This window comes from Pseudomonas sp. CH235 (genome assembly GCF_004368175.1).
GTDB lineage: Bacteria > Pseudomonadota > Gammaproteobacteria > Pseudomonadales > Pseudomonadaceae > Aquipseudomonas > Aquipseudomonas paraglycinae.
The window spans coordinates 19,784-36,718 of the sequence record NZ_RRZJ01000037.1; the positions used below are offsets into that span (position 1 = coordinate 19,784).

Below are 16,935 nucleotides of genomic sequence, written 5' to 3' on the forward strand. Positions count from 1 at the left end.
GAGTGGCGGCTATTCTAACTGTGCAGCGCGCAATCCAGAACCTTGGGAGGCGATGGGTCGCAGGCGCATTCAATTTTTCACAAGGAACACGACATGACACGGGCACTGGCAGCGGCATTGACGATCATCGGGGCGTTGATGCTGGGGGGCTGCGGTAACGACTACGGCATCGACCAGAACGGACAGAAAGTGGCGTCCGAGCGCCTCGACAAACAATGGGTCGTGCTCAACTACTGGGCCGAATGGTGCGGCCCGTGCCGCACGGAAATCCCGGAACTCAATCACCTGGCCGATGAGCTCAAGGGCAAGAAGATCGGCGTGTTCGGGGTCAATTTCGACAACGTGCAGGGGGAAGAGCTGAAGAGCGCCAGCGAAAAACTGGGCATCAAGTTCACCGTGTTGGCGCAGGATCCGGCGGACCTGTTCGAACTGCCGCGCAGTGAGGCCTTGCCGGTGACTTACATCATCGACAACAAGGGCAAGGTGCGGGAACAGTTGATGGGCGAGCAGACGGCGGCGGGGGTGATGGCGAAGCTTGAGGCGTTGCAGGCTACAAATTGAGTTGCCGCTATAAAGCATCCCTCACCCCAGCCCTCTCCCGGAGGGAGAGGGGGCCGACCGAGGTGTCTGGCGATTTCCATCGACCTGGAAGATCAGGTCGACTGAAGATTCGTCAGAGTGGAATCCGGTTGGTTATGGATTCGGTGAAGGTCTTTCAGGTCGGCGTATCTCTCCAATATCCCCCAATCAGTCCCCTCTCCCTTTGGGCGGTCCGACGTTTCGGGAGGGTTAGGGTGAGGGGCTTGGCGATCTAAAGGATCAACCCTCTTCCAGCCACCAGCGCAACGGCTTGCCTTCAGCCGGCCAGAAGCGCATCTGCTCGATCGGCGAGATGTCCCAGCGCTCCACGTGCTCCAGGGCCTGGAGGAAGCGTTGCTCCTGCTCCATCAGCGCCGGTGCGCAGAGTTTGCGGGTCTTGCCGATCTTGCCGAAGCTCAGCTTGTCGCCTTCCAGGGTGTACGGCGCGAACCAGTGGTTGCAACCGCCATTGCCATACGCCCGGCCATCATCGCCGAGGGTCACGGTCAGGTGGCTGTAGTCCATCAGCGGACGCTCGCCAATCCATTCCAGAATGTAGCTGCGGTTCTGTTGCAGTTGCACAGGTTCCGCGGCGCAACCCATCAGGCCGGCGCCGACAACGGCGGTCAGGGCCAGGTGTTTCATCACGCCGGCTCCTGGCATTTCGGGCACAGGTGCTTGTCGCCGACGGCTTTCCAGCCCAGCTCCGCAATACGTGCCGTGGCGGCCGGTTTTTCCGCAGGTTTGCCGAGCTTGGCGTCCACGGCGAATTCGAAGCTCAGCTCCTTGGCGCAGCTGTCGCAGTTGACCTGCCAGGTGTGGATCGCCAGTTCACCGAACACCGGGCCGGTGGTCATGGCAGTCCATTGACCCGGCGGGTTGATCAGGTGGCGGACGGTGTCGACGGTCAGGCGCATGGACAAGTCCTTGCTGCCTTTGAGGGTCACGACCAGCACGTCGCCGATGCGGATCGAGCCACCGTTGCCGGTGACCTGATAACGGCCCGGAACCAGGGCGCGGCATTCGGTGAGGGTGTGTTGCGGGTTCATCAGGGTGTAGCGGAAATCGTGTTCGACCATGGGTCCTCCAAATATGCGCGACATGCTAGCACGGGCTTGATTGCAGAATGATGCGCGCGTGCGACCTTCGATCCGGTTCAAATCGACACCGCAGTCGTGGCAAACTGCCGCCTTCATTTTCAAGGAACGGAACATGGCGCTGATCGAATGTTATGAATGCAAGCGGAGCATCAGCTCAGAAGCCACGGCGTGCATTCATTGCGGGGCTCCACTGGCAGATGCACAGGCTCCTCACGCCGAAAAGGGCGCGTCGACGATTTCCTTTGGCAGCCTGCCGCGTAACAAGGCCGTGCCCGAGGCCTTCGTTCCGCCGCCGGCTCCCGAGCGGCCGAAGATCATGCCGGCCGCGGCGGGGCGACGCCGTCGTTCGCAGCCTGTCGAACCGGTGTTGAACCCGGACGGTTCGCGCCCGGTGGAAGGCTGGCTGAAAATCATGGCGTTTCTGATGCCGCTGGTGTTTGTCTGGTTCCTGCTGCGCAGCGGCCACTCCCTCAAGCAACGTTTGCTGGGGTTCGGCTGGCTGGCGCTGTTGATCCTGTGCGTGGCGATTACCCCGACGCCGCCCCCGGTCTGAGTCCGATCGCTCAGCCTTCGACCTGGTTCTGCGGCGTACCCGCCGCCCAGGTCGCAATGTTGTGCAAGGTGGTCGCGGCAATCGCGCCCAGCGCCTCATGGGTCAGGAATGCCTGATGCGCGGTGACAATCACATTCGGGAAGGTCAGCAGCCGCGCCAGCACGTCATCTTGTAGCGGCAGGTCGGAGCGATCCTCGAAGAACAGCTGCGCCTCCTCTTCATACACATCCAGTCCCAGATAACCGAGTTGGCCGTCCTTCAGGGCGTCGATCAGCGCCGGCGTGTCCACCAGACCGCCGCGCCCGGTGTTGATCAGCATCGCCCCCGGTTGCATGTGCGCCAGCGAATCGCGGTTGATCAGGTGTTTGCTCTGTTCGTTGAGCGGGCAGTGCAGGCTGATGATCCGTGCTTGCGCCAGCAGGTCCGGCAGGCTGAGGTAGCGCGCGCCCAACGCTTCGACGGCAGGGTTCGGATAAGGGTCGTAGGCCAGCAGTTCGCAGCCGAAGCCGTGCATGATCTTCGCGAAGGTCGCGCCGATCTGTCCGGTGCCGACGATGCCGACGGTTTTGCCCACCAGATCGAAACCGGTGAGCCCGTGCAGGCTGAAATCACCTTCGCGGGTGCGGTTGTAGGCGCGATGCAAGCGCCGGTTGAGGGCGAGGATCAACGCCACCGCATGCTCGGCCACCGCGTGGGGCGAGTAGGCCGGTACGCGCACGACGGCCAGCCCCAGACGTTTGGCGACGGCCAGATCCACATGGTTGTAGCCGGCCGAACGCAAGGCGATCAGGCGAGTGCCGCCCGCCGCCAGACGCTCCAGCACCGGCGCGCTGAGGTCATCGTTGATGAACGCGCAGACTACTTCGTGATGTTCGGCCAGCGCTGCGGTATCGAGACTGAGCCGGGCTGGCTGGAAGTGCAGTTCGATCCCGGCCGGGCAGTCGGCGGCGAGGAAACTGTCGCGGTCGTAGGTCTGGCTGCTGAAAATGATCGTGCGCATGAAATCCTCCTGGAGCATCGACGCGGGCGCAAATCACCCGCGACAACTTTAGCTGCGTCGACGTTGACCGGCATTGCCGTGGATCAGGCGCTGATCTTCGCCTGGGCCGCCAGACGATTGATCGCCCGTTCCAGCTCGTCCAGCGCGGTCGAGGCTTTGGGATCCTGCTGCTTGAGCAGGGTTTCGCTGCGCTGGCAGGCGGCGCGCAATTGCGGCACACCGCAGTAACGGGTGGCGCCGTGCAGGCGGTGCACCCGTTCGAGCAGACTGTTCTGATCCTGACTGTCGCGGGCGGTGCGGATGGCTTCGCGGTCGGCCTCGAGCGAAGCCAGCAGCATCGCCAGCATGTCCGCCGCCAGATCCGCCTTGCCGGCAGCCAGGCGCAAACCTTCTTCGTGATCGAGAATTGGCAATTCCTGATTGCCCAGCACGCTTTCGCCGCCACGGTCCGGCGCCTGATTGCGCAACGCCAGGCCCGTCCACTTCAGCACGACTTGCGCCAGTTGCCGCTCGCTGATCGGCTTGGTCAGGTAGTCGTCCATGCCGCTTTGCAGCAGCGCGCGTTTTTCATTGGCCATGGCGTGGGCGGTGAGGGCGACGATCGGCAGCGGCGTGCAATGCCGCTCGCTTTCCCACTGGCGGATGGTTTCGGTGCTCTGGCGTCCGTCCATGCCGGGCATCTGCACGTCCATCAGCACCAGATCGAAGGTTTCGTTCTGCACCGCCTTGACCGCGGCGTAACCGCTTTCCACGGCCAGCACCTTGGCGCCCATGTCTTCGAGCAGTGTCTGCACCAGCAAGAGGTTGGCCGGGTTGTCGTCGACGCACAGCACTTTCGGCGCGCGGCTCGACAACGGTTCGCCCGGTTCGCTGCGCGGCTGGCGCGGGTTGACCATGTCCGACAAGGCCCGGCGCAGTTTGCGGGTGCAGGCCGGTTTCGATTGCAACTGGCTGTGAGGGTTGGGCACCGAAAGGTGATACAGCGTCAGTTCGGTGGTCGGGCACAACACCAGCACTCGGCAACCAAGGTGCTCAAGGTCCCAGATGTGCTGGTTGAGGCGCTCCGGCGGCATGTCGTTACTGGTGATGCCGAGCACCGCCAGATCAATGGCCTGATCGGTTTGATGGGCGCCGGTAACGCCATTGGTCAGGCTTTCCAGGGTATTGAACGGCGTGACATCGAGGCCGCAATCTTCCAGTTGATGCTGCAGGGCCTGACGCGCCAGTTCATGGTTTTCCAGCACCGCCACCCGGCGCCCGAGCAGTGGCGCGCAAGGCAGGTCTTCGGCGTCGTCGCGGGTCTTGGGCAGGTTCAGGCTGATCCAGAATTCCGAGCCTTCCCCCGGCGTGCTGTCGACGCCGATCTCGCCGCCCATCTGCTCGATCAGACGCTTGGAAATCACCAGCCCCAGACCGGTGCCGCCGGGTTGGCGCGACAGCGAGTTGTCAGCCTGGCTGAAGGCCTGGAACAACGCGCGCACGTCCTCGTTCGACAAACCGATGCCGGTGTCCTGAATGCTGATGCGCAACTGCACGCTGTCGTCGTTTTCTTCTTCGAGCATGGCGCGGGCGACGATGGTGCCTTCGCGGGTGAACTTGATCGCATTGCTCACCAGATTTGTCAGGATCTGCTTGAGCCGCAGCGGATCGCCGACCAGCGACAACGGCGTGTCGCGGTACACCAGACTCACCAGTTCCAGCTGCTTGGCGTGAGCAGCGGGGGCGAGGATGGTCAGGGTGTCCTGCAACAGGTCGCGCAGGTTGAACGGGATATGGTCGAGCACCAGTTTGCCAGCCTCGATCTTCGAGAAATCGAGGATCTCGTTGATGATCCCCAGCAGGCTGTCGGCGGACTTTTCGATGGTGCCCAGGTAGTCGAGCTGGCGCGGGGTCAGCTCGCTTTTCTGCAACAGGTGGGTGAAACCGAGAATGCCGTTGAGCGGTGTGCGGATCTCGTGACTCATGTTGGCGAGGAATTCGGATTTGATCCGGCTCGCTTCCAGCGCTTCCTTGCGGGCCAGGTCCAGCTCGATGTTCTGGATCTCGATGGTTTCCAGGTTCTGGCGCACGTCTTCGGTGGCCTGATCGACGCTGTGCTGCAATTCTTCGCGGGCGTTTTGCAGGGTGCCGGCCATGCGGTTGATGCCGGACGCCAGTTCATCCAGCTCCTGACTGCCCAATGGCGGCAGACGGGTTTCCAGGTGACCGTCCTTGAGCTGCGCGACGGCCTGTTTGATCTGGCTCAGCGGGCGGTTGATCGTGCGGCCCATGCGCAAGGCCAGCAAGGCGGCGCCGGCCAGACCCGCGCCGATCAGCAGCAGGCTGGCGAACAGGCTTCGATAGCCGCGCAACAGCATGCCGTTGTGCGACAGCTCCAGTTCGACCCAGCCGAGCAGGCGGTCGGACTCTTGCGGGATCAGTTCGCCGGCGAGGTTGCGGTGTTTACCGAAAACCGGCAGCAGATAGCGCGTGGCGTCGTTGCCGCTGCGTCGCAGCAAATGCGCGCTGTCGCCGCTGGGCGCCTGATTGAGCATGGTCGGGCCGGCGTGGGCGAGTGGCGAGCGGTCGGGCGCGAGGAAGGTCACGGCGCGCACGTCCGGTTGTTCGAGAGACTGGGTGGCGATGCGCTCGAGCAGTTCGGCATCGCCGTGGCCCATGGCCGGTGCTACCAGCGGAGCCAGTTGTTCGGCGATCATTTCGCCGCGCTGCATCAGTTGGGTTTGCAGGTCGGACTGCTGCGTCCAGGTGAAATACCCGCCCAGCACCAGTGCCATCAGGCTGGTCGGCAACAGGGTCAGCAACAATACGCGACCTTTGATTCCCAGTTTCTTGAGCACGCCTTTCTCCTGCATCCCGCTGATCGTTGACTCACACGTGCGTCCGGCACGCGGTATCGGCGCAGTGTAGCGATTTGCTTGCGGGCAATCTTGGGAAAAATGATGTCGTGGTTGTTCACTCGCAGGCCGGTCATCTGTCCGACAGGTCAAGCTTGGGTTGCCGGGCGCCGGGCAATCTTGAATAATCGCCCAACTGAGAATTATTTGCAGATAGTCATGACTCCTGTCTCTATTGGCCAACCCCGCATTCTTTCCATCGAAGACGATCCCGTCCTCGGTGCCTATGTCCATGAACAACTGGGTCGCAGCGGCTTCCAGGTCACCTGGTGCCAGAACGGCAGTGAAGGCCTGAGCATCGCCCGGCGCCAGCCGTTCGATGTGGTGCTGATGGATATTCTGTTGCCGGGGCTGGATGGATTGAACGTCCTGACCCAGCTGCGTCAGAGCCATTCCACCCCGGTGCTGCTGATGTCAGCCCTCGGTGCCGAAGCCGACCGTATCAGCGGGTTTCGCCTCGGCGCCGACGACTATCTGCCCAAACCCTTCAGCATGGCCGAGCTGCATGTGCGGATCGAAGCGATCCTGCGCCGGGTCGCCCTCGACCGTCGTCCGGCTGCCGTCACCCCGGTGGTGCCGGTCGGCGGGCTGCGTTTCGACGACGAGCAGTGCGATGTGTTCTACCTCGACCAGCCCGCCGGCCTGACCCGCAGTGAATACCGTCTGCTGGAAACCCTCAACCGCAACGACGAGGAAGTGCTGAGCAAGGCCTTCCTTTATCAGCACGTTCTTCAGCGCGGTTATGCCGCCCACGACCGCAGCCTCGACATGCACATCAGCCAGATCCGCCGCAAACTCAAGTCGGTCGGCTACACCGAGCGGGAAGTCCGTACGGTGTGGGGCAAGGGTTACGTCCTGAGTGCCGTCGATGAAAGTGTCTGACCTGCCGGGCCGGCACTCGCTGTTCTGGAAACTCGCCTGCCTGCTGGTGGCGTTCTGTCTGCTGATGATCTGGCTGAGCTGGTCCTGGGGCCGGTATATGGAACAGCGCAACCAGTTCCTCTCCGACGACGCCCGCCGCACGCTGAGCCGTTATGCCGCCGAGGCCGAACGCGCCTGGCAGCAGGGCGAGCGCGATGACATCGATAGCTGGTTGCAAAGCATGGAATTGCGTGAGGCCGGTTGGGTCGGCGTGATCGGTGGCAATCTGCAGTCGCTGGGCAGCCAGCCGTTGAGCACTCAAGAGCTTCAGCACCTGACTTTCCTGCGAGGCCTTGACTGGCCGATTCACAAAAAGGGCCGGCCGTGGCTGCGGGTCCCGTTCCCCACTGACCCGACTGCCGGCAGTCTGGTGATCGAGTTGCCCGAGCGGTTCCTGCCGGGGAAATACCGGGTGTTCTGGCGGGTCATCACCAACGGTGTGATTCCCGGTCTGTTCACCTTGCTGCTGTGCGTCGGCCTGTATCGCCTGCTGGTGGTGCCGCTGAACAATCTTCGCGAGCAGGCCAATGCCTGGCGCGCCGATCAATTGAATGTGCGGTTGTCGAGCGGCATCACCCAGCGCCCCGATGAACTCGGCGAACTGGCCCGGGCCTTCGACTCGATGTCCGAACGCCTGCAATCCACCGTCGCCCTGCAACAGCAGCTGCTGCGCGATTTGTCCCACGAACTGCGTACGCCTCTGAGCCGGTTGCGGGTCGCCAGCGAAAGCGAGCAGCAACTGCAACCGTTGCGCGAGCGCATCGGTCGCGAAGTCGACGTGATGCAGCGACTAGTGGAGGACACCCTGCAACTGGCCTGGCTCGACACCGAACGCGCACCGTTGCCGGACGAAGCGATCCAGATTCAGGCGCTATGGGAAATGCTCACCGAAAACGCCTGCTACGAAAGTTGCTGCCCGATCGGGCAGTTGCAGTGCGGGGTTGAAGCTTCCTGCTGGGTGCGCGGCAATCTCAACACCCTGGCCCAGGCCCTGGAAAACATTCTGCGCAACGCCATTCGCCATTCGCCACCGGGCGGAATCGTGCGGCTCGACGGTCGACGGGATGGCGATTACTGGCATCTGTGGCTGGAGGACGAGGGCGGCGGCGTGGCCGAGGCGGATCTGGAACGGATCTTCTCGCCCTTCATTCGCCTCGACGGCTCGCGGCCGGGGGACGGTGGATTTGGTCTGGGACTGAGCATCGCGAGGAACGCGGTGCAACGCCAGGGCGGAACCCTGTGGGCCGAGAACGGCCCGTCGGGATTGCGACTGAATCTGCGGTTGGTGGCGGAGGACAGTGCTGTCGCTCCCGACGCCATCGCTGGCAAGCCAGCTCCCACAGTGGACATGACTCGCCCGCAGCTTGTTTGAGCTGCACAAAAAAGTGTCCGCACTGCTGACTCTTTCTAGAAAGTCGCACCACTGGCGCGACTTTTATTGCTTATTCCAAGAAACCATAAGCACCACACTTTGCGTGATATGGCCAGCGCAGGTTTGCCGGTATGATAGGCGCCCCCGCTGTCCGGATTGCGAAAAACGCCATGACCTTGCAGTACCCAACCATCGCCGATTGCGTCGGCAACACGCCGCTGGTGCGTTTGCAGCGCCTGCCCGGTGTCACCAGCAACACCCTTTTGCTCAAGCTCGAAGGGAACAACCCGGCGGGTTCGGTCAAGGATCGTCCGGCGCTGTCGATGATCACCCGTGCCGAGTTGCGCGGGCAGATCCAAGAAGGCGATACGCTGATCGAAGCGACCTCGGGCAACACCGGGATCGCCCTGGCGATGGCCGCCGCGATCAAGGGTTACAAGATGATCCTGATCATGCCGGACAACTCCAGCGCCGAGCGTAAAGCGGCGATGACCGCGTACGGCGCGGAGCTGATTCTGGTCAGCCAGGAAGAGGGCATGGAAGGCGCTCGCGATCTCGCCCAGCGGATGGAAGCCGAAGGCCGTGGCAAGGTGCTGGATCAGTTCGCCAACGGCGACAATCCTGAAGCGCACTACACCACCACCGGCCCGGAAATCTGGCGTCAGACCCAGGGCTCCATCACCCATTTCGTCAGCTCCATGGGCACCACCGGCACCATCATGGGCGTGTCGCGCTACCTCAAGGAGCAGAACGACAACGTGCAGATCGTCGGCCTGCAACCGATGGAAGGCTCGGCCATTCCCGGCATCCGCCGCTGGCCGCAGGAATACCTGCCGAAGATCTATCAGGCCGAGCGTGTCGACCGCATCGTCGACATGGCGCAAAGCGAAGCCGAGGACGTCACCCGGCGTCTGGCCCGCGAAGAAGGCATCTTCTGTGGCGTGTCCTCGGGCGGTGCGGTGGCAGCGATGCTGCGCCTGTCCAAAGAAGTTGAAAACGCGGTGATCGTCGCGATCATCTGCGACCGTGGCGACCGTTACCTGTCGACCGGCATTTTCGACGCGCCCAACTGATGGCCAAGCATGAGAGAGGCCTGCGCTTCCAGCCCACCGGCGGCAGCAAGGCCGCGCAAATCCCGACCGGCAAAAAGCAGCGCCTGAGCATCGAGCGCCTGGCCAATGACGGTCGCGGCATCGCGTTTTTTGAAGGCAAAACCTGGTTCGTCCTCGGCGCCCTCGCCGGTGAAGAGGTCGAAGCGCGGGTGCTCGGCGCCCACGGCAAAGTGGTCGAGGCGCGCACCGAACGTGTGTTCAGTGCCAGTGAATTGCGTCGTCCCGCACCTTGTCAGCACGCCGGCCGTTGCGGCGGTTGCAGCGTCCAGCATCTGCCCCACAACGAACAGCTTGCCCTGAAACAGCGCATGCTCGCCGAGCAGTTGTCGCGAGTTGCCGGTGCCGAACCCGAGGAGTGGGCGGCGCCGTTGACCGGTCCAGAATTCGGCTACCGTCGCCGCGCCCGGATCGCCGTACGCTGGGACAGCAAGGCCAAAAAGCTTGAAGTCGGTTTCCGTGCCGCCGGCAGTCAGGACATCGTCGCGATCAGCGAATGCCCGGTGCTGGTACAGCCCTTGCAGCCGATCATGACCCGCTTGCCGGAGATGCTTCGTCGCTTGAGCAAACCTCAGGCGCTGGGGCATGTCGAATTGTTCAGTGGCTCGTCACTCGCCGTTCTGCTGCGTCACATGGCGCCGCTGTCCGAGGCTGACCTGACGATCCTCAAGGATTTCTGCGCGTTCCATGAAGCGCAACTCTGGCTGCATGGCGAAGGCGAGCCGCAGCCGGTGGATGATGCACTGTCGCTCGGCTATCGCCTGGAACAATGGGATCTGCAACTGGCCTACCGGCCGGGGGATTTCATTCAGGTCAACGCCGGGGTCAACGAGGCCATGGTTGCGCAAGCGCTGGACTGGTTGAAACCGACGAGCGATGAGCGCGTGCTCGACCTGTTTTGCGGTCTGGGCAACTTCGCCCTGCCGCTGGCGAAAGCCGCGCGTGAAGTGGTGGCGGTCGAAGGCGTGCAGACCATGGTCGATCGCGCGGCGGCGAATGCCGCTAGCAACAATTTGCATAACACAAAGTTTTTTCAGGCCGATTTATCCCAGCCTTTGACCGATGCCGAGTGGATCGGAAACGGCTTTTCTGCGGTACTCTTGGACCCACCGCGCGACGGTGCTTTCGAGGTGGTGCGCAAGCTGGCGACCCTGGGCGCCAAACGGTTGGTGTACGTGTCGTGCAACCCTGCAACTCTGGCGCGCGATACGGTCGAATTGATCAAGCAGGGCTACCGGTTAAAACGTGCCGGGATTCTCGATATGTTTCCTCAGACGGCACATGTCGAGGCCATGGCGTTATTTGAAGCGAGCCAGGATGGCTCGTCTGATCCGACTGGTCGTCCGTAGCGCTCGCCTTGGCCCCGCGAGCGCGAACGGGCATTGACGGTCAGTGATTTGACGCATTGAATCTGCGTCGTAGGGAAGGTAAAGCAAGATGGTACAGGTGAGAGCACACCAGCCGATCAACACTGACGGCAGTATCAATCTCGAGGCTTGGCTCGATCATGCGGTCAGTGTCGATCTGGCACTGGATCGCGAAGCCTTGAAAGAGGCCTGCGAGTACGCTCGCCAGGCCGAGCAACAATCCAATGCGGCGAAGAATCTCTGGTCCGAAGGCAGCGGCAGTTTCAGCACGGGCCTCGAGATCGCCGAGATCCTCGCCGACCTCAAGCTCGATCAGGATTCGCTGGTGGCTGCGGTTCTCTATCGCGGCGTGCGCGAAGGCCAGATCGAACTCGCGGCGGTCAGCCAGCGCTTCGGCCCGGTGGTCGCCAAGCTGATCGACGGCGTGCTGCGCATGGCGGCGATCAGTGCCAGCCTCAGCCCTCGCCAGTCGATGGTTCTCGGCACCCAGGGCCAGGTGGAAAACCTGCGCAAGATGCTGGTGGCGATGGTCGACGACGTGCGTGTCGCGCTGATCAAACTCGCCGAACGCACCTGCGCGATCCGCGCGGTGAAAACCGCCGACGACGAAAAACGTAACCGGGTCGCCCGGGAAGTGTTCGACATCTATGCGCCGCTCGCGCATCGACTCGGCATCGGTCATATCAAATGGGAACTGGAGGACTTGTCCTTCCGTTACCTGGAACCCGATCAATACAAACAGATCGCCAAGCTGCTGCACGAGCGGCGGCTGGATCGCGAGCGTTTCATCGCCGACGTGATGACCCAGCTCAAGGACGAATTGCAGGCCACCGGCGTCGAAGCCGACATCAGCGGCCGGGCCAAACACATCTATTCGATCTGGCGCAAAATGCAGCGCAAGGGTCTGGAATTCAGCCAGATCTACGACGTGCGTGCGGTGCGCGTGCTGGTGCCGGAAATGCGCGACTGCTACACCGCGCTCGGCATCGTCCACACCCTGTGGCGGCACATCCCGAAAGAGTTCGACGACTACATCGCCAACCCGAAAGAGAACGGCTACCGCTCGTTGCATACGGCGGTGATCGGCCCGGAAGGCAAGGTGCTGGAAGTCCAGATCCGGACCCATTCGATGCACGAAGAGGCCGAACTCGGCGTCTGCGCGCACTGGCGCTACAAGGGTACCGACGTCAAGTCCGGCTCGAACCACTACGAAGAGAAAATCTCCTGGCTGCGTCAGGTGCTCGAGTGGCACGAAGAGCTGGGCGACATCGGTGGTCTGGCCGAACAGCTGCGGGTCGATATCGAGCCGGACCGGGTCTACATCTTCACCCCGGACGGTCACGCCATCGACTTGCCGAAGGGCGCGACGCCGCTGGACTTCGCCTACCGCGTGCACACCGAAATCGGTCACAACTGCCGTGGCGCGAAGATCAACGGGCGCATCGTCCCGCTCAACTACAGCCTGCAGACCGGCGAGCAGGTCGAGATCATCACCAGCAAGCACGGCACGCCGAGCCGTGACTGGCTGAACCCGAACCTCGGTTACGTCACCACGTCCCGGGCGCGGGCGAAGATCGTGCACTGGTTCAAGTTGCAGGCGCGCGATCAGAACGTCGCGGCGGGCAAGACCCTGCTCGAACGCGAACTCAGTCGCCTCGGCCTGCCGGCGGTGGATTTCGACAAGCTGGCCGACAAGGCCAACATGAAAACCGCCGAGGACATGTTCGCCGCCCTTGGCGCCGGCGACCTGCGTCTGGCGCAACTGGTGAATCTGGCGCAACAACTGGTCGAGCCGGAACGCGGCAACGAACAGCTGGAACTGATTCCACGCAAGGCGACCGGCTACAAACCGGGCAAGCGCGGCGACATCCAGATCCAGGGTGTCGGCAACCTGATGACCCAGATGGCCGGCTGCTGCCAGCCGTTGCCGGGCGATGCGATCGTCGGCTACATCACCCAGGGCCGTGGCGTGAGCATTCACCGTCAGGACTGCGCCTCGGTGCTGCAACTGGCCGGGCGGGAGCCGGAGCGGATCATTCAGGTCAGCTGGGGCCCGGTGCCGGTGCTCACCTATCCGGTGGACATCGTCATCCGCGCCTACGACCGTTCCGGTCTGCTGCGTGACGTTTCGCAGGTGCTGCTCAACGAGCGGATCAACGTGCTGGCGGTCAACACCCGCTCGAACAAGGAGGACAACACCGCGCTGATGTCCCTGACCATCGAGATTCCGGGTCTGGACGCGCTGGGGCGGTTGCTGGGGCGGATTTCCCAGTTGCCGAACATCATCGAAACGCGGCGTAACCGGACTCCATGAAACCGATCTACAGCCTTGAAGACCTGCTGCACCTGATGAACCGTCTGCGCGACCCGCAGTACGGTTGCCCGTGGGACATCAAGCAGACTTACGCGACCATCGTCCCGCACACCCTTGAAGAGGCCTACGAAGTCGCCGACGCCATCGAGCGCGGCGACTTCGACCACCTGCAGGGCGAGTTGGGCGATCTGCTGTTTCAGGTGGTGTATTACAGCCAGCTGGCACGGGAGGAGGGGCGGTTCGAATTCGCCGGCGTGGTCGACAGCATCACCCGCAAGCTGATCCGTCGCCATCCGCATGTGTTTCCCACCGGTGATCTGTATGCGCCGCTGGATGTGCCGCGCCTGAACGAAGAGCAGGTCAAACAGCGCTGGGAGGAGATCAAGGCCGAAGAGCGCGCCGAGAAATCCGCCGAGCCGCAGCAACTGTCACTGCTCGACGATGTGCCGGCTGCATTGCCGGCCCTGTCCCGCTCGGCCAAGTTGCAGAAGCGCGCCGGGCAGGTCGGTTTTGACTGGCCGGATGCCTTGCCGGTGCTGGACAAGGTCCGTGAAGAGCTCGATGAAGTACTCGAAGCCATGTCCGAAAATGACCCGCAAGCGGTGGCCGACGAGATTGGTGACCTGCTGTTTTCCGTGGTCAATCTGGCCCGGCACCTGAAGGTCGATCCGGAAAGCGCGTTGCGTGGCGCCAACGCCAAGTTCGAGCGACGTTTCCGTTTTATCGAACAGGCATTGCGCGACACCCACCGACCCATGGAAGATTGCACCCTCGAAGAGTTGGACGCCCTGTGGGGCGAAGCCAAACGTCAGGAAAAGAATTCGCCCAGCTGTGGCTGAGCCGTTGCCCAAGTGAGTAAGCATCAATGAGCCTTTCCCTTCGCGACCAGTTGCTCAAGGCAGGACTGGTCAACCAAAAGCAGGCCAAGCAGGTCAGCAAAGACAAACAGAAACAACAGCGCCTGGCCCACAAAGGCCAGATCGAACTGGACGACTTCCAGCAGCGTGCTGCCCAGGAAGCCATGGCCGAGAAGGTCAAGCGCGACCAGGAGCTGAACCGCCAGCAGCAGGAGAAGGCGGAAGCCAAGGCCCGCGCCGCGCAGGTCAAGCAGTTGATCGAGGTCTCGCGTCTGCCGAAGCTGACGACCGAGGACTACTACAACTTCGTCGACGACAAGAAGGTCAAGCGCATCTCGGTCAACACGCTGATGCGCAACAAGCTCAGCAGCGGCTCGCTGGCGATCGTGCACCATGCCGGCGGTTACGAAGTGATTCCTCGTGAGGCGGCCCTGAAGATTCAGGAGCGCGATCCACAGCGCATCGTGCAGCTCAACGAGAAGGTCGAAGAGGTCAATGCCGAGGACGATCCGTACGCGGCCTATGTGATCCCTGATGATCTGATGTGGTAAAGATTTCACCGGGCCGCAAAGTGGCCCTGAGATAAACGACAAACCCCGCTCATGGCGGGGTTTGTCGTTTTCAATGCTGTGATTTTGCTTCAGGCGGATTTCAGATCCCGCTGGCGTTCTTGCAGTTCCAGTTCGGCCTTGTAGTTGTGGGCGTCGATCTCGTTGTGGAACATGCCGACCAGCAAGTCTTGTTGGTGCACATCCCAGATCCGTACGCCGGCGGCTACGCCTTCATGGGACATGTGTGAATCGTCGCGTTCAGTTACTTTTACAGTCATCTGCTAGCTCCAATCTCTGTTATCTGCAGCAAGGCGTGTGCAGGACTCTTTTATAGATTTTGTTAGCCTGCTAAGTAAACGCCCGATTTGTGCAATGTATTCTTGCGAAATCTGCAACAGCGCTGGAGCCCGCTGAATCCGCGACATTCAGTCGCAGGGCGGTAAGTTGCATGACAAACGTTTCATCTTGGCGCCGTTGAAAATGCCTTTCTCCAGGCGAAAAAAAACGCCCCGAACCAGTCGGGGCGTTTTCATGTGCGGCTCAGCGGGAGGGAATTACTTGCCTTCCCAGCGCTTCAGCACGAGGGTGGCGTTGGTGCCACCGAAGCCGAAGCTGTTGCTCATCACGGTGTTGATGGTGGCGTTCTCGCGGGTCTTGGTCAGCACCGGCAGATCGGCCACTTCAGGGTCCAGTTCGTCGATGTTGGCGGAACCGGCGATGAAGTTGCCTTCCATCATCAGCATGCAGTAGATCGCTTCGTGAACGCCGGCGGCGCCCAGGGAGTGACCCGACAGGCTCTTGGTGGAGCTGATGGCCGGGGCCTTGTCGCCGAACACTTCACGCACACCTTTCATTTCCGCGACGTCGCCGACCGGAGTCGAAGTGCCGTGGGTGTTCAGGTAGTCGATCGGGGTATCGACGGTGGACAGCGCCTGCTGCATGCAGCGGATGGCGCCTTCGCCGCTTGGGGCGACCATGTCGTAGCCGTCGGAAGTCGCGCCGTAGCCAACGATTTCCGCGTAGATCTTCGCGCCACGGGCCAGAGCGTGTTCCAGCTCCTCGACCACCACCATGCCGCCACCGCCAGCGATGACGAAACCGTCACGGTCGGCGTCGTAGGCGCGCGAGGCTTGTTCAGGGGTATCGTTGCGCTTGCTGGACAGGGCGCCCATTGCGTCGAACAGGAACGACTGGCTCCAGTGCTCTTCTTCACCGCCACCGGCGAACACGATGTCCTGCTTGCCCATCTGGATCTGTTCCATGGCGGTACCGATGCAGTGAGCACTGGTGGCGCAGGCAGAAGCGATGGAGTAGTTCAGGCCCTTGATCTTGAACGGGGTGGCCAGGCAAGCCGAAACGGTGCTGCTCATGGTCCGCGTTACACGGTATGGGCCGACGCGCTTGACGCCTTTCTCGCGCAGGATGTCCAGCGCTTCCATCTGGTTCAGGGTCGACGCGCCGCCGGAACCTGCGATCAGGCCGGTACGCGGGTTGGACACCTGCTCTTCGGTCAGACCGGAGTCAGCGATGGCGTCTTTCATGGCCAGGTAGGCGTAAGCCGCTGCGTGGCCGACGAAGCGATAGATCTTGCGATCGATCAGCTCTTCAAGGTTGAGGTCGATGGAGCCGGAAACCTGGCTACGCAGACCCATTTCGGCGTATTCCGGGTTGAACCGGATGCCAGGGCGGCTTGCACGCAGGTTAGCGGAGACGGTCTCTTTGTCATTGCCCAGGCACGAAACGATGCCCAGACCAGTGATAACGACGCGGCGCATGCGAATAACCCTTAGAAGTTGTCAGTGGAGGTGAACACGCCGACGCGAAGGCCTTCGGCGGTGTAGATTTCGCGACCGTCGACAGTCACCGAACCGTCGGCAATGGCCAGGTTCAGCTTGCCCTTGAGGACGCGCTTGATATGAATGTTGTAGGTGACTTTCTTGGCGGTCGGCAGGACCTGGCCGAAGAATTTCACTTCGCCCGAACCCAGCGCACGGCCGCGGCCCGGCAGGCCTTGCCAGCCGAGGAAGAAGCCGACCAGTTGCCACATGGCGTCCAGACCCAGGCAGCCCGGCATCACCGGATCGCCTTCGAAGTGGCACGCGAAGAACCACAGGTCAGGGTTGATATCCAGCTCGGCGACCAATTCACCTTTGCCGTACTTGCCGCCTTCTTCGCTGATCAGGGTGATGCGATCCACCATCAGCATGTTCGGGGCGGGCAGTTGCGCGTTACCTGGGCCGAACAGCTCACCGCGACTGCAGCGCAGCAGGTCTTCCCGAGTAAAGGCGTTTTGTTTGGTCATGCGAGCTCCTCAATAA

At 62.1% G+C, this 16,935-nt stretch carries 16 protein-coding genes; 9 read left to right on the top strand and 7 right to left on the bottom strand.

From position 1 onward, the window contains the following. Nucleotides 1-93: 93 nt before the first annotated feature. Complete coding sequence (locus EIY71_RS25725; protein ID WP_064383565.1) at nt 94-561, top strand: TlpA disulfide reductase family protein; 468 nt, start codon at nt 94-96, stop codon at nt 559-561. Between the two features lie 258 nt (nt 562-819). Here EIY71_RS25725 and EIY71_RS25730 read toward each other — a convergent pair whose 3' ends face one another. Both EIY71_RS25730 and EIY71_RS25735 read right to left on the bottom strand, forming a co-directional pair. Further along, on the bottom strand, nt 820-1,224 hold the full coding sequence (locus EIY71_RS25730; protein ID WP_039772881.1) for an META domain-containing protein: 405 nt from the start codon (nt 1,222-1,224) through the stop codon (nt 820-822). After that, complete coding sequence (locus EIY71_RS25735) at nt 1,224-1,658, bottom strand: hypothetical protein (protein WP_007957770.1); 435 nt, start codon at nt 1,656-1,658, stop codon at nt 1,224-1,226. The genes EIY71_RS25730 and EIY71_RS25735 overlap by 1 nt, the downstream gene beginning before the upstream one ends. Before the next feature lie 133 nt (nt 1,659-1,791). Between EIY71_RS25735 and EIY71_RS25740 the strand changes: the two genes are divergently transcribed. Continuing rightward, nucleotides 1,792-2,232, top strand: a complete 441-nt coding sequence (locus EIY71_RS25740) for a hypothetical protein (protein ID WP_085607393.1) — start codon at nt 1,792-1,794, stop codon at nt 2,230-2,232. Between the two features lie 10 nt (nt 2,233-2,242). On the opposite strand, the gene EIY71_RS25745 is transcribed toward EIY71_RS25740, so the two are convergent. Both EIY71_RS25745 and EIY71_RS25750 read right to left on the bottom strand, forming a co-directional pair. Further along, nucleotides 2,243-3,232, bottom strand: coding sequence for a 2-hydroxyacid dehydrogenase (locus EIY71_RS25745; protein ID WP_134023603.1), 990 nt, complete (start codon nt 3,230-3,232; stop codon nt 2,243-2,245). A gap of 83 nt (nt 3,233-3,315) precedes the next feature. Continuing rightward, complete coding sequence (locus EIY71_RS25750) at nt 3,316-6,069, bottom strand: response regulator (protein ID WP_134023605.1); 2,754 nt, start codon at nt 6,067-6,069, stop codon at nt 3,316-3,318. Nucleotides 6,070-6,285: 216 nt separating this feature from the next. On the opposite strand from EIY71_RS25750, the gene EIY71_RS25755 reads away from it, so the two are divergent. From EIY71_RS25755 to EIY71_RS25785, 7 genes are all read left to right on the top strand, one after another. Continuing rightward, nucleotides 6,286-7,008, top strand: coding sequence for a response regulator transcription factor (locus tag EIY71_RS25755; RefSeq protein ID WP_085607389.1), 723 nt, complete (start codon nt 6,286-6,288; stop codon nt 7,006-7,008). After that, nucleotides 6,995-8,419 (top strand): sensor histidine kinase, encoded by a 1,425-nt coding sequence (locus tag EIY71_RS25760; protein WP_134023607.1) that lies wholly within the window; start codon nt 6,995-6,997, stop codon nt 8,417-8,419. The genes EIY71_RS25755 and EIY71_RS25760 overlap by 14 nt, the downstream gene beginning before the upstream one ends. A 170-nt stretch (nt 8,420-8,589) precedes the next feature. Then, a complete protein-coding gene (gene cysM, locus EIY71_RS25765) occupies nt 8,590-9,492 on the top strand; it encodes a cysteine synthase CysM (protein ID WP_166673449.1) in 903 nt (300 codons plus the stop codon). Next, nucleotides 9,492-10,877, top strand: a complete 1,386-nt coding sequence (rlmD, locus tag EIY71_RS25770; RefSeq protein WP_085745096.1) for a 23S rRNA (uracil(1939)-C(5))-methyltransferase RlmD — start codon at nt 9,492-9,494, stop codon at nt 10,875-10,877. Before cysM ends, rlmD begins: the two co-directional genes overlap by 1 nt. 88 nt (nt 10,878-10,965) lie before the next feature. Further along, nucleotides 10,966-13,209, top strand: a complete 2,244-nt coding sequence (relA, locus tag EIY71_RS25775) for a GTP diphosphokinase (protein ID WP_085745095.1) — start codon at nt 10,966-10,968, stop codon at nt 13,207-13,209. A gap of 5 nt (nt 13,210-13,214) precedes the next feature. After that, nucleotides 13,215-14,048: a nucleoside triphosphate pyrophosphohydrolase gene (mazG, locus tag EIY71_RS25780; RefSeq protein WP_085745419.1), complete on the top strand. Its 834-nt coding sequence runs from the start codon at nt 13,215-13,217 to the stop codon at nt 14,046-14,048. Nucleotides 14,049-14,074: 26 nt separating this feature from the next. Then, nucleotides 14,075-14,617 carry a DUF2058 domain-containing protein gene (locus EIY71_RS25785; protein WP_085745094.1) on the top strand — a complete coding sequence of 181 codons (543 nt, stop codon included), beginning with the start codon at nt 14,075-14,077 and terminating at the stop codon, nt 14,615-14,617. 89 nt (nt 14,618-14,706) lie between these two features. Here the strand turns inward: EIY71_RS25785 and EIY71_RS25790 are convergent, their stop codons facing one another. From EIY71_RS25790 to fabA, 3 genes are all read right to left on the bottom strand, one after another. Beyond that, a complete protein-coding gene (locus EIY71_RS25790; protein ID WP_007957795.1) occupies nt 14,707-14,895 on the bottom strand; it encodes a hypothetical protein in 189 nt (62 codons plus the stop codon). Nucleotides 14,896-15,171: 276 nt separating this feature from the next. Continuing rightward, entirely contained in the window at nt 15,172-16,392 is a 1,221-nt protein-coding gene (gene fabB, locus EIY71_RS25795; RefSeq protein WP_007957797.1) for a beta-ketoacyl-ACP synthase I, read from the bottom strand. 11 nt (nt 16,393-16,403) lie between these two features. Further along, entirely contained in the window at nt 16,404-16,919 is a 516-nt protein-coding gene (fabA, locus tag EIY71_RS25800; protein WP_003227150.1) for a 3-hydroxyacyl-[acyl-carrier-protein] dehydratase FabA, read from the bottom strand. Nucleotides 16,920-16,935: the final 16 nt, after the last annotated feature.

Coding starts and splice junctions, on each gene's coding strand:
- EIY71_RS25725 (WP_064383565.1), top strand. CDS start 94: ATGACACGGGCACTGGCAGCGGCATTGACGATCATCGGGGCGTTGATG.
- EIY71_RS25730 (WP_039772881.1), bottom strand. CDS start 1,224: ATGAAACACCTGGCCCTGACCGCCGTTGTCGGCGCCGGCCTGATGGGT.
- EIY71_RS25735 (WP_007957770.1), bottom strand. CDS start 1,658: ATGGTCGAACACGATTTCCGCTACACCCTGATGAACCCGCAACACACC.
- EIY71_RS25740 (WP_085607393.1), top strand. CDS start 1,792: ATGGCGCTGATCGAATGTTATGAATGCAAGCGGAGCATCAGCTCAGAA.
- EIY71_RS25745 (WP_134023603.1), bottom strand. CDS start 3,232: ATGCGCACGATCATTTTCAGCAGCCAGACCTACGACCGCGACAGTTTC.
- EIY71_RS25755 (WP_085607389.1), top strand. CDS start 6,286: ATGACTCCTGTCTCTATTGGCCAACCCCGCATTCTTTCCATCGAAGAC.
- EIY71_RS25760 (WP_134023607.1), top strand. CDS start 6,995: ATGAAAGTGTCTGACCTGCCGGGCCGGCACTCGCTGTTCTGGAAACTC.
- cysM (WP_166673449.1), top strand. CDS start 8,590: ATGACCTTGCAGTACCCAACCATCGCCGATTGCGTCGGCAACACGCCG.
- rlmD (WP_085745096.1), top strand. CDS start 9,492: ATGGCCAAGCATGAGAGAGGCCTGCGCTTCCAGCCCACCGGCGGCAGC.
- relA (WP_085745095.1), top strand. CDS start 10,966: ATGGTACAGGTGAGAGCACACCAGCCGATCAACACTGACGGCAGTATC.
- EIY71_RS25785 (WP_085745094.1), top strand. CDS start 14,075: ATGAGCCTTTCCCTTCGCGACCAGTTGCTCAAGGCAGGACTGGTCAAC.
- EIY71_RS25790 (WP_007957795.1), bottom strand. CDS start 14,895: ATGACTGTAAAAGTAACTGAACGCGACGATTCACACATGTCCCATGAA.
- fabB (WP_007957797.1), bottom strand. CDS start 16,392: ATGCGCCGCGTCGTTATCACTGGTCTGGGCATCGTTTCGTGCCTGGGC.
- fabA (WP_003227150.1), bottom strand. CDS start 16,919: ATGACCAAACAAAACGCCTTTACTCGGGAAGACCTGCTGCGCTGCAGT.